Consider the following 11,161-nt stretch of genomic DNA (forward strand, 5'->3'; position numbering starts at 1 on the left):
GATTCTCCATCTCGATGACCCCATGTTTTCTGGCAGCATCCTACTACAACATGACTTGTGTGTACTTAGTAGCCCGAAAATGGAGGAGGCAAGACCAGGATCCACCTTCCCCTTCGTCCGTTCTGCGAGATGGGATTGGAGAATGATCGACAAGCCCGAACAACCAAGATTCCATCCCGTCGGTTCCCTACATGGAAAAATTTTGTCTTTACGAAGACAAGCCTGCTGCGTTAAACTTATAGACTGTGTTGAAAATTACCAAACCAGATAAACTGCATGGCTAAGAAAAGCATGGTCGCGCGGGAGCGCAAACGTGAAAAGCTCGTCGCTCAATACGCTGAAAAGCGGGCGGCGCTGATGGAAGAGTTTGACAATGCTGAAGGCCCTGGGGCTAAATTTGCGGTTCACCGCAAAATTCAGCAGTTGCCTCGGGCTAGCTCGCGGACTCGTCTCCGCAACCGCTGTTGGAAAACGGGACGGCCTCGCGGCTATTACCGCGATTTCGGACTGTGCCGCAACCAACTGCGAGAGATGGCTCACCAGGGACTCTTACCTGGTGTGGTTAAGTCTAGCTGGTAACCGCTAACTCGTTCGTCAAGTATGCTCTTGATCGACTAAGAGTGTCGCCACCAGCTCTTGGTTCGTTGATACGCAATCCCTAGATGCGGGGGTGGCAACTAAATGACATCTAAACATTGGAGAAATTTGCATGTCTCGCTATAGAGGACCTCGCCTCAGAGTCGTTCGACGTCTGGGCGAATTACCAGGGCTGTCTCGTAAAACACCTCGCAAGGCTTATCCCCCTGGGCAACACGGTCAAGCTCGGAAGAAAAAGACTGAATATGCAATTCGTCTAGAAGAAAAGCAAAAGCTGCGCTTCAACTATGGCGTTAGTGAGAAGCAGTTGATTCGTTATGTAAAAAAGGCACGGCGTGCCGGTGGCTCTACTGGTTTGGTAATTTTGCAGCTGCTGGAAATGCGTCTCGACAACACGATTTTCCGACTGGGTTTTGCCCCCACCATTCCGGCCGCGCGGCAGTTGGTTAACCACGGTCACATTACGATCAATGGTCGAGTGTTGGATATTGCTAGTTATCAATGTCGGCCCGGAGATGTGATCGCGGTACGCGATCGCGACGCCTCTAAAAAGATGGCGGCCGCCAACCTGGAATTTCCCGGATTAGCGAATGTTCCCACTCACCTGGAACTAGACAAAGACAAGCTGGCCGCGAAGGTCAACGGCATCATTGACCGAGAATGGATTGCCCTCAACGTCAATGAGCTCCTGGTAGTTGAGTACTACTCCCGTAAAGCTTAATCAATACTACTGGCGGCGGCGTATTCCGTCTTTCAGTCGTTTCGGTTCAGGGCCTCGCTCTGAGCCGATTTTTGTTGGTGGGTTAAGGGATGCGCGGACAATTAAAGTGCCGACTCCAGACCCGCAACTGACCCAGCCACCCAGCCATCCAAGCACTGCCGTTACCGGGATGTTATTTTCCCGCCGATCCCTAAGCTCTCCACGAGCGCGACTCTCGATGCGGGCAATGCCACAGTCAGCCAAAATACCAAATAGGCCGATAATGAACCTCATCCATCATCGGCCTACTGTCTTTTTTTCGTACATGAACGTTAGCGGAACATGCTGCTCACCGAGCTTTCTTCATGAATCCGCCAAATAGCTTCGCCTAAGAGACTGGCAACAGAGAGAGTCGTAAGCTGTTCGAACTTGCGCTCATCTGGCAAGGGTATTGTATTAGTAACAATAACCTCTTCAAAAATACCGCTAGCCAATCGTTCAGATGCGGGCGGCGAAAAGACCGCATGGGTCGCACAAGCGTAGACCTGTTCAGCGCCTTCACGACGCAACAGACGACCGCCCTCACAGATCGTGCCAGCAGTATCAATCATGTCATCCACGAGCACCGCCGTTTTCCCCTTCACATCGCCGATTAAATTCATGACTTCGGCGACATTGTGGGCTTGACGGCGCTTATCAATAATCGCCAGCGGCGCATCATTAAGTTTCTTCGCAAAGGCCCGAGCCCGTGCCACGCCCCCCACATCAGGGGACACGACGACCAAGTCATCAATTTGCTTACTCGCAATGTAATCGATAATGGTGGGAGAGCCATAGACGTGATCACAAGGTATGTCGAAATATCCTTGAATCTGAGCGGAGTGCAGGTCCATCGCCAGCACTCGGCTTGCGCCGGCCTTCGTGATCAAATTGGCGACCAACTTAGCTGTAATGGATTCTCGGCCCGCCGTTTTGCGATCGGCGCGGGCATAGCCATAATACGGAATGACTGCTGTAATTTGCCGTGCTGATGCCCGGCGGCAGGCATCAATCATAATGAGCAGTTCCATCAAGTGGTCATTCACCGGATAACAGCTTGGCTGTACCAGATAAACGTCACATCCCCGAATTGATTCTTGAATTTGCACATACAGTTCGCCGTCGGCAAAACGTTTGCGAACCATTGGCCCCAAATCAATTCCCAGATAACGGGCGACTTCTCTAGACAGGTTGACATTGGCCGAACCTGAAAACAGCTTAAGTCGGCTGTTATCGTTTAGGGATGGCAGTGTCGTCTGAAGCGGCAGCGTGGCAGAACGGATCACAGCAAGCCCCCAAATTCCCAAATCGTCATGGTCATGCTAGCATCCTCAACTCAAATCCAAACTACGTAATCATTCGCACTCTCAAGTATCGAATTATCGATTGGTGGCGACTCAATTATGTCGTTCATTAAAGTTGCGGCTCAATATATTCGATAGCTCCGAGCCGTAGAGACAGAGACAGCAGCTAACCCATTGCCCCCTCAACTTAATCAAGGACTATTGCAGGATGGTTGGCGGAGCCTAGAGTCTAGTCAATACTTCTAGCAACCGTGTATTCATTAGCACCAAGAGTGCTAATTAAAGTCGAGCAACCATTCGGAACTTCGTTCACCTAAGTTCAAAGGAATGCTGACCGCTTTACCGAGTCGGGGGCGATCGCGGGTATCGGCAATCACTTGACGAATATGGTCGGCTTGCCCCCAGCCCACTAGATAGGTCGCCACTTCATCTAAGTGGGCTAAATACTCTTCTTCTGTCAGCGGAAATGATGCTTGTTCTAGATACCGCCACATCACCTGCAAAAAGATTTGATCCTGCAGACGCCGGAACTGCACATCAAAGGAATATCCCCACTTGGAGGCAATGAGTTCATGTAACTCTGAACCGGTCATAGATGATGGCTCCAAGATGGCGTTCACACTTCGCAATACTGATAATATTTTGTAACATTAGCGTCTTTATTGGCTAGAGCATTGATGGCGGCCGACAAGAGTTTTAGGCGTGGTTGCCAAAAGGTCTGTTAGGTAAAGGTTCTAGCTTATGCAGAAGCGGCAGGCAAGCGATCGCCATGGACGCTTAGTCGCCTCTATATTTATGCAGCCAAGCAAAATTGTGCAATCGCCCAGGGATGATCCCCTGTTTGTGCCAATCTTAGCGACGGCAAAATGCAATAATGCTTAGCAAGAATCCGACCTATTCTCATCTTGCTAATTGTCAGAATGTTCACTGCTGTAAGTGTCTTCAGTTGCTGACGCTTTGCAGTCTAAAGCCGTGGATATGTGGTCATTAGCCTGATTTATCATTTGGTCTGTTGCCCAATATAAAAATTGTCTGATAGGACTATGACTCAAGCTTCTGGAATGTCTGATACGCCCAGCCTGGGGCGGCGTCAGTTTATGAATCTCCTCACCCTTGGTGCGGCCTCTGGAGCAGTTGGCGGCATGTTGTACCCCGTCATTAGTTACTTCGTTCCCCCATCGAGCGGTGCCGCTGGTGGCGGTACCTTGGCTAAAGATTCCTTGGGCAAAGATGTGGTGGCCAGTGAGTTTTTGGCTAGCCATAGCCCGGAAGCGCGTGTCTTAGCGCAAGGCCTAAAGGGCGACCCCACTTATTTAGTGGTGACTGAGGATGGCAATCTAGAAAAGTATGGCATCAACTCTGTTTGCACCCACCTTGGCTGCGTAGTGCCTTGGAACGCGAGCGAAAACAAGTTTATGTGTCCTTGTCACGGGTCTCAGTATGATGCCACTGGAAAGGTGGTGCGGGGGCCAGCACCGCTATCACTGGCGCTTGCCCATGCTGACATTACCGAAGACGATAAGGTGTCGCTAACTGACTGGACTGAGACTGACTTCCGGACAGGCAACTCGCCTTGGTGGACTTAATCAGTCTCGTCAGACTCAATTTTGTTGGCTGTGTTGTTTGCAAATTTGGATAACGAATTTCCCGATGAAGACCCCAATTCTGAACAGCTGTCTTCGCGATCGCTCTTGGCCCGGAGCCAAAATCTTTAAGCGCTTATCGTTAGCGATCGCGGCAGCTTTCATTTTGCTCTCTGGTGTAGTTGTCATGCCAGAGTCAGCCCAAGCCTATCCGTTTTGGGCGCAGGAAAATTACGAGGCACCCCGTGAAGCCACTGGGCGCATTGTATGTGCCAACTGCCACTTGGCCGAAAAGCCCACCTATGTCGAAGTCCCGCAGTCAGTAAAGCCAGATTCCGTCTTTAAAGCCGTAGTCAAAGTGCCCTATGACCTGGAGACTCAACAAGTGCTGGGTGACGGCAGCAAAGGTGGCTTAAACGTTGGTGCGGTTCTGATGTTGCCGGAAGGCTTTAAGCTAGCTCCGCCCGATCGCATTCCTGAGGAAATGAAAGAGGAAGTCGGCAGCACCTATTTCTTGCCGTATTCCGAAGAGCAAGACAATATTTTGTTGGTTGGCCCAGTACCGGGTGAACAGTATCAAGAAATTGTCTTCCCGATCTTGTCTCCCGATCCAGCGAAGGATCGAAATATTCAGTTCGGTAAGTATGCGGTGCATGTCGGTGGTAACCGGGGGCGTGGTCAAGTCTACCCGACGGGCCAAAACAGCAACAACGCTGCGGTTAAAGCCACCGCGACAGGGACAATTTCGACAATTGCAGCCCTGGATGCAGGGGGCTACGACGTCACGGTCATGGCAGACGATGGTTCCACTACTACCGTCGCTGTGCCCGCTGGCCCTGAGCTGATTGTGGCCGAAGGTGATGAGGTCACCGCTGGCGGTTTGCTGACTACTGACCCGAATGTCGGCGGCTTTGGTCAGGTTGACGCTGAGATTGTGTTGCAGAGCCCCGGTCGGATTAAGGGATTGATGGCTTTCATCGCTGCCGTCATGTTGACCCAAATCATGTTGGTGCTGAAGAAGAAGCAAGTCGAGCGAGTGCAGGCGGCAGAAGGTCTCAGCCTGTAGAAGCCAGCTTCTTGGCAAGGATTATGAATGGAGAGGGTACCTTTGGTGCCCTCTTTTTTGTTGCCATGAATGGGGGGATTAGAGGTGGATACACCGACTCGGTTGGGGCGACCAGGGAGCAGCCTGAGCCATTAGGTATCGCGTTCGACGACGATGACGTTTTCGGTGACTTTTTCGAAGGTGTCGTCGTGGCTAATGACAAACAGTTGATTAAAGCTGCGGATGCGGGCGATCGCCTCAGCCAAGCTCTCGCGCCGGGGCCGATCCATATTCGTGGTGGGTTCGTCGAAGAAGGCAATATCAATATCGGCCAATACCTTGAGCAAGGCGAGCCGCACCGCCAATGCGGCACACATCTGTTCGCCCCCCGATAGGTTTACAAACCGTCGTTTGTTGGGGCCTTCTTGCACTAGGATTTCGTAATCTCTTGTCCAGGTGAGAGCGACATTGGGGCGATTGATCAGTTCCCGGAACAGGCGATCGCCCTCGCGAGAGATTTGCTGCACATAGCGTTCGGTAATGCGCGGCCCCGCTTCCTTGTATGCTTTGCGGGCAAAGTTAATGAAGCGCTTGAGGCGATCGCGCTGTTTCCGCTCTTCTAGGGCGGCATCCCGTTTTTGCGCTAACTCCTTCAGGGTATCGAGCTGGCGCTGGAATTCTTGGAGCATTTGCTGTTGACTCGGCAGGCTACCCGCCAAGCGATCGCGCTCCGACCGCACGGTTTGATAGGTGGTGTCTACCTGCTGGGCTTGTTGGGGATCAAAGTTAGCCAGGGCTTGATCGAGCTGGGTTTGCAATTGATCACGGGCTTGCTGCTGGGCCGTCAGGACGGTTTGGGCGGTGGCGAGTTCTGGGGTCAAGCGAGACTCGTTCTGGGCGGCCTGTTCGTTTTGCAGATATTGCAAATACCCCGCTTGATGGGTCTGTTTGGCTTGATTTTGGGTGGCGATCGCCGCATCTAGATCGGCAAATTGCGCCAATTCTGCGGTCAACTCATCAATCTGTTTTTGAATGCCTGCTTGCGCGAGCTGCATTTCGTCATAGCGCTTTTGGATCGTGGATTGTTGAGTCAGCGATCGCTGCAACACGGCAGTGCGACCTTTGGGATCTTCCAACTGCGCCAGGGTTGTCTGAAGGGCCGCAAGCTGGGTGGAGAGGTCATCACTCGCGCCGAGCTGTGCCTGGAGCGCTTGGGTGTGCTCGGTTAGTTGATGTTGCTGGGCTTGCAGGTGGGTGAGCTGCTGTTGCTTTTCAGGACGGGTGGCGAGAGTGGCCTGCTGTTGGCCTAATTGAGTCAGGCGATTTTTGGTGTCTTGCAGCTGCGATCTCAACTGGCGAGCGTCGGTCTGGGTGGCGAGGTCGGCCAAGATGGTAGCGACATCAGCCAGCATCGCGCGATTCACGGTCACGCCCGACTCTAGCGCCGATTGCAGGCCGGCGATCGCCTCGGCAGATGTGGACGGCAGATGAGACAGCAAATCGGCCAGGGTCGCCAGGGCCACTGTGACCTCGGCTTGGTGGCGATCGCCGGCGGCTTGTCCCCGGTTGACCAACTGCTGGAGTTCGGTCTTAAACTGGCGAGCGGCTTCGATGCGGCTGAGTTGCTGTTGCAGGCGATCGCGCTGTTGTTCCATCTCCGGCAGAGTCACAACCGCAGCTTCCAAGGTTTGCAGATGCGTGAGTTCTTGTTGCAACTGAGCGACTTGCTGAGCTTGCTGCTGGGCCTGCTTTTCGCTGGCATGGAGTTCGCCGCGCACTTGTGCCAGCGCTGTTTGCTGCCGCTGTAGTGCCTGGATTTGGGCTTCTAGCTTTGTCTGCTCTTGCACTGGGGCGGCTAACTGTTGAACTTCTTGCGCGGCGGTGGCAAAGCCCTCCAATTGCAGCTTAAGGCGGGTGAGATCGGCAGCGCGGGCATCGAGGGTCTTCTGGAACTGCTGCTGCTTTTTCTGGCGTGTTTGGCGGGCGACTTGTTGCTGACTCAGGCTTTGTAATGCCGTCTCTGCTGTCTGATACGCCTGATAGGCGGGACGGGCCTCAGTACAAATTTTCGCGGCGGCTTGCGCCTGGTTCAGCGATTGCGTGAGGAGGGCGATCGCCTGCTGTTGGCCATCGAGCTGGGCCTGCACCTGCTGGCGCTGGGTTTGCAACTGCTGCACGGCATCGGCCTGCTTTTTAAGGGCATCGCGCTCTTGTTGCAGGGTGGCGAGCTGAGCTTCCAGGGTTTTGATTTGCGCTTCGCTCGCACTGATTTCGGCACTCACCTGTTGATGGCGCGCTTGCAGTTCTGCTAGACCCGCCAGTTGCTCTTCATAATTAGCGATTTCGGCATCGACCGCCGCGACTTTGGCTTCGGCCAAGCGGCGCAGGCTATTCAAATCTTTGTAGACGGTCTTGTACTCTTCGACCTTGAGCACCTTGTCGAACACGGCTTTACGATTTTCAGCGGACTGCAAAAAGTCGGCGGTAAAGGTGCCCTGGGGCACGCCCACGGTGCGGGCAAACAGTTCGCCCAAGTCAGTCCCCGGCGACACCCCGAGATGATCCCGCAGCCACGGCAGCACTTCGTCTTTGATGCGGGTGTAAGGCAACCGCTCGTTCAACTGCGGGTCAAAAATTGTGTAGCCCTTGTTGGTATGGCGCTGCACCGTGTAAGTCCGCCCATCCTGGTTAGAGATGAACTCCACGGTGACTTCGGCGCTGCCGCTGCCGTTGCGGATCAGGTCGTCTTTGGCATAGTCGCCGAGATAGTTGAAGAGAGTCCAGGCGATCGCTTCCAGAATGCTCGTTTTACCCGCACCGTTCTCTCCACAAATAGCGTTAGTGCCAGGGGCAAAGGTGAAATGTTTGTCTTGATGGGTTTTGAAGTTTTTGAGCGTGACGGAAAGAATCTGCATACCCACTCGCTGAACGGCTCACAACGCTGGATCGGAGACGCCAGCACCTGATGGTTATGGTAGCCCCTGGTGGCCGGAACGTCGGCGCGGTTGATGGCTGGATCGCTCAAGGCATCAAGTTGACGGGTGACGCCTGCTGGCATGGGACTGGCCTCAGCAATCCGCCCTCGACAAACGACCTCACGCGAGTCGTTGGGGAACATTTAGTTAAGAAATCAGGTAGGGATGTTGCCCACTGGTCGCCCAACGGCAATTTCCTTGGTAACCTCACAGCATTCGCTATCGGCATTACCGGAAGAGATTAATGAATAGTGTGATCGGTCAGCCTCTAGCCGTTGTCGAAACGCATTTAGGAGCCACCCATAAACATCAGCAGAGTGCCGATCGGCAAACCGATTTTTATCTTCACGGAACGCAGTATTTAGAGGGCATTTTTCCCGTCGCGATCGCGGGTTTGGTGAGTGTCTTTCGCCAAGATCGCTGCGTGGCCCTGCGGATCATTTTTGATCGGCAAGATCCCCAGTTTGCCAGCCTGGTTTATACCCAGGGCATGGCGCAGCAGCTATTCACCCGCATCGTGGGCAGCGGCAGCCCTCAATGGCGACCGTTGGAAACCACGCGGACTGCCGACCATCAGCTGCACCATGTGGTGTGCTTGGGCAGCAATCTGGCCACCGCGTGGGATGCCTCACCGACGGATAACACCCTCGCCAACGACATCGTGGTGTATCTCGAACGGCGCTGTAGCGGGGGTGAGTCGGCACCCATAACGGGGACGACGACGATCGCCCCGCAGACGACAACGGCGCTTAGTCGGTCGTTTACCGATGTGGCGGGGAACCCCTATGAGGCCGAGATTCTGACAGCAGCGAATACTTATCACCTGATTGCGGGCTATGCAGATGGCACCTTTCGACCCAACCAAGCCATTACGCGGGAACAGGCGGTGACGCTGCTGATCCGAACTATGCAGCAAATGGTGACTGACCCGCAGGCGATCGCCCTACCGCCCACCGTGACCACCGCCCCCTTTGTCGATGTGCCCCTCACCCATCGCAGCGTCCGGCAGTTGCAGTACGCGAAGCAAACCGGGATTTTGACCGGAGATCCCCAAAATCGCGCGTATCCGGATGCGGCCCTCAGTCGAGTCGGGCTGATGGCGATGATCCGCAAAGCCTTGCAGGTAGTAGTGCGCGAAAATCATGGGGGCACCACTCAGGTGACTGAGGTCGTGCCAGCGATCGCCCCGGCCATTGCCTACACGGACATTCAAGGCCATTGGGGGGCCGCTGTCATTCGCGAGTTGACGACCTACGGCATTGCCACCCCGCTGAATGAGCAGGGCACCCAGTTTGCCCCCAACGCGATGGCCCAGCGGGATTTTGCGGCGGCGGCCCTGGTGCGCCTGATGGAAACGGCGATCGCCCCGCCCGCCCTCTCCGCGCCTGACGACACAGCACCGCCCGCCGAACATCCCCTGCATGATCCCAAGCCTCAACCCGAGGTGAAGTTTCCCGATATCACCGGCAATCGCTATGCGCTGCAAATCGACATTGCCGCCAATCAGTACCAATTGGTCAAGGGCTTTGTGGATGGCACCTTTCGACCCCGGAGTGTGATTACCCGAGAGCAAGTCGTCGTCATTTTGCTGGATGCGTTGCGGGAGCGCATTGTGAATGAGACGATTTTGATCGTCCCGGCAACGCTCACCGCGCCCCCATTTCGGGATGTACCGACGAATCGCTGGAGCGCCCCGAAGCTACAACTAGCCAAACAAATCGGCATGGTAGCGGGCAATGCGTCCGGCTATTTTTTGCCGGAAGATCCGGTGAGTCGCGCCCAGTTGATGGTGATGGCGCATCAGGCTCTGGCCTATGGCGTATGGCAAGATTTTGGGCGGCGACCGACCCTCGACCGAATTTTCAACACCGAGATGGTCAAGACCTATAACTTTGTGGATATTCCCAGCAATCACTGGGCGGCTGAGGTGATGGCAGTCACGAGCGTGCTCGGCTTGGCCGAACCGCCCGATCGCACTCAGCCCGATCGCTTTGCTCCCGATGCTGCCGCCCAGCGCGACTACACGGTGGCCACTGCCGTGCGCATGGTGCAGCTGATGTATACCGACATGCCCAACCCGGTCGAAACCAGCGGCTTTCGCGATATTGAGGGCGATCGCTACGAGGCGGCCATTCGCCAAGCGGCGCATCAGTATCAGCTCATCACCGTCCCCGCCGACGGCTACTTTTACCCCCAAGCTCCTGTACAGCGGGCCACAGTGGCGACGATGCTGGTCAACGCGATCGCGCCGCTGATCCAATCTCCGGGGGTCGTGAACCTGCCCGACCGCTTAACCACCGCTCCATTTACGGACGTGCCCGCTGACCATCCTGCTGCACCCGCAATCCAGCTAGTTACCCAGGTGGGCATCATGGACAGTGACGCCGCGACCCAGACCTTTCAACTCGAGGGGGAACTGACCCGCGCCGAGTTGATGACGATTATTGACCGCGCCGCGCAGTTTGTCGCCACCAAAAACTATGGCCCTGGGGTGACCTTGACCTCGGTGATCGATACGACATCGCTCACCCCCACCCGCTTTACCGATATTGACGGACACGCGGCAGCCGGGGCGATCGCCCAAATGGCACAGTTGGGCATCGCCCTGCCCTACTCCGCAGGGGCTACGGAATTTGTCCCGGATGCCCCCTGCCGGAGAAATTACACCGTCGCCGCCATGACTCGCTTCCGGGCACTCTCGTTTTTGCCATAACGCATGAATGGAGTGGGTCGGAAATCGTCGGGCTGTCGCGATCGATGTTCGCGATCGCGGCTAGCTTGGGTAAGCTATTGGTAGTTTTACGGACGGGGCATGTTTGCCAGGGCGGCCCTCTGCCTGCGTGGCTACTAAGTACACATAAATCCCTCCTGGGCTAGTGACCATCCCTGAAAGATGGCCTCAAATTTCCTGAGCCCCT

Annotated in this window: 8 protein-coding genes; 5 read left to right on the forward strand and 3 right to left on the reverse strand. The window is 55.0% G+C overall.

The features are described 5' to 3' along the window. Window positions 1-276: 276 nt before the first annotated feature. Window positions 277-579, forward strand: a complete 303-nt coding sequence (gene rpsN, locus JUK32_RS13625) for a 30S ribosomal protein S14 (protein WP_204139405.1) — start codon at window positions 277-279, stop codon at window positions 577-579. Window positions 580-709: 130 nt separating this feature from the next. After that, the gene (gene rpsD / locus JUK32_RS13630; RefSeq protein ID WP_204139406.1) at window positions 710-1,318 is read left to right on the forward strand and encodes a 30S ribosomal protein S4; all 609 of its coding nucleotides are present in this window, start codon (window positions 710-712) and stop codon (window positions 1,316-1,318) included. A 311-nt stretch (window positions 1,319-1,629) separates the two neighbouring features. Here the strand turns inward: rpsD and JUK32_RS13635 are convergent, their stop codons facing one another. Both JUK32_RS13635 and JUK32_RS13640 read right to left on the reverse strand, forming a co-directional pair. Continuing rightward, window positions 1,630-2,622, reverse strand: coding sequence for a ribose-phosphate pyrophosphokinase (locus JUK32_RS13635; RefSeq protein WP_309224543.1), 993 nt, complete (start codon window positions 2,620-2,622; stop codon window positions 1,630-1,632). A gap of 293 nt (window positions 2,623-2,915) precedes the next feature. Continuing rightward, on the reverse strand, window positions 2,916-3,233 hold the full coding sequence (locus JUK32_RS13640; RefSeq protein ID WP_204139407.1) for a DUF3067 family protein: 318 nt from the start codon (window positions 3,231-3,233) through the stop codon (window positions 2,916-2,918). Window positions 3,234-3,683: 450 nt separating this feature from the next. On the opposite strand from JUK32_RS13640, the gene petC reads away from it, so the two are divergent. Both petC and petA read left to right on the forward strand, forming a co-directional pair. Then, complete coding sequence (gene petC / locus JUK32_RS13645) at window positions 3,684-4,226, forward strand: cytochrome b6-f complex iron-sulfur subunit (RefSeq protein ID WP_204139408.1); 543 nt, start codon at window positions 3,684-3,686, stop codon at window positions 4,224-4,226. 64 nt (window positions 4,227-4,290) lie between these two features. After that, window positions 4,291-5,289, forward strand: coding sequence for a cytochrome f (petA, locus tag JUK32_RS13650; protein ID WP_204139409.1), 999 nt, complete (start codon window positions 4,291-4,293; stop codon window positions 5,287-5,289). Window positions 5,290-5,420: 131 nt separating this feature from the next. On the opposite strand, the gene JUK32_RS13655 is transcribed toward petA, so the two are convergent. Then, entirely contained in the window at window positions 5,421-8,183 is a 2,763-nt protein-coding gene (locus tag JUK32_RS13655; RefSeq protein WP_204139410.1) for an AAA family ATPase, read from the reverse strand. A 304-nt stretch (window positions 8,184-8,487) separates the two neighbouring features. Between JUK32_RS13655 and JUK32_RS13660 the strand changes: the two genes are divergently transcribed. Beyond that, a complete protein-coding gene (locus JUK32_RS13660; protein ID WP_204139411.1) occupies window positions 8,488-10,956 on the forward strand; it encodes an S-layer homology domain-containing protein in 2,469 nt (822 codons plus the stop codon). Window positions 10,957-11,161 lie beyond the last annotated feature (205 nt).

It is taken from the genome of Halomicronema sp. CCY15110 (genome assembly GCF_016888165.1).
In the GTDB taxonomy this organism is placed as follows: domain Bacteria; phylum Cyanobacteriota; class Cyanobacteriia; order Phormidesmidales; family Phormidesmidaceae; genus Halomicronema.

What these genes read in the sequence shown, in the direction of transcription:
- rpsN (WP_204139405.1), top strand. Translation starts at nt 277, where the DNA reads ATGGCTAAGAAAAGCATGGTCGCGCGGGAGCGCAAACGTGAAAAGCTC.
- rpsD (WP_204139406.1), top strand. Translation starts at nt 710, where the DNA reads ATGTCTCGCTATAGAGGACCTCGCCTCAGAGTCGTTCGACGTCTGGGC.
- JUK32_RS13640 (WP_204139407.1), bottom strand. Translation starts at nt 3,233, where the DNA reads ATGACCGGTTCAGAGTTACATGAACTCATTGCCTCCAAGTGGGGATAT.
- petC (WP_204139408.1), top strand. Translation starts at nt 3,684, where the DNA reads ATGACTCAAGCTTCTGGAATGTCTGATACGCCCAGCCTGGGGCGGCGT.
- petA (WP_204139409.1), top strand. Translation starts at nt 4,291, where the DNA reads ATGAAGACCCCAATTCTGAACAGCTGTCTTCGCGATCGCTCTTGGCCC.
- JUK32_RS13655 (WP_204139410.1), bottom strand. Translation starts at nt 8,183, where the DNA reads ATGCAGATTCTTTCCGTCACGCTCAAAAACTTCAAAACCCATCAAGAC.
- JUK32_RS13660 (WP_204139411.1), top strand. Translation starts at nt 8,488, where the DNA reads ATGAATAGTGTGATCGGTCAGCCTCTAGCCGTTGTCGAAACGCATTTA.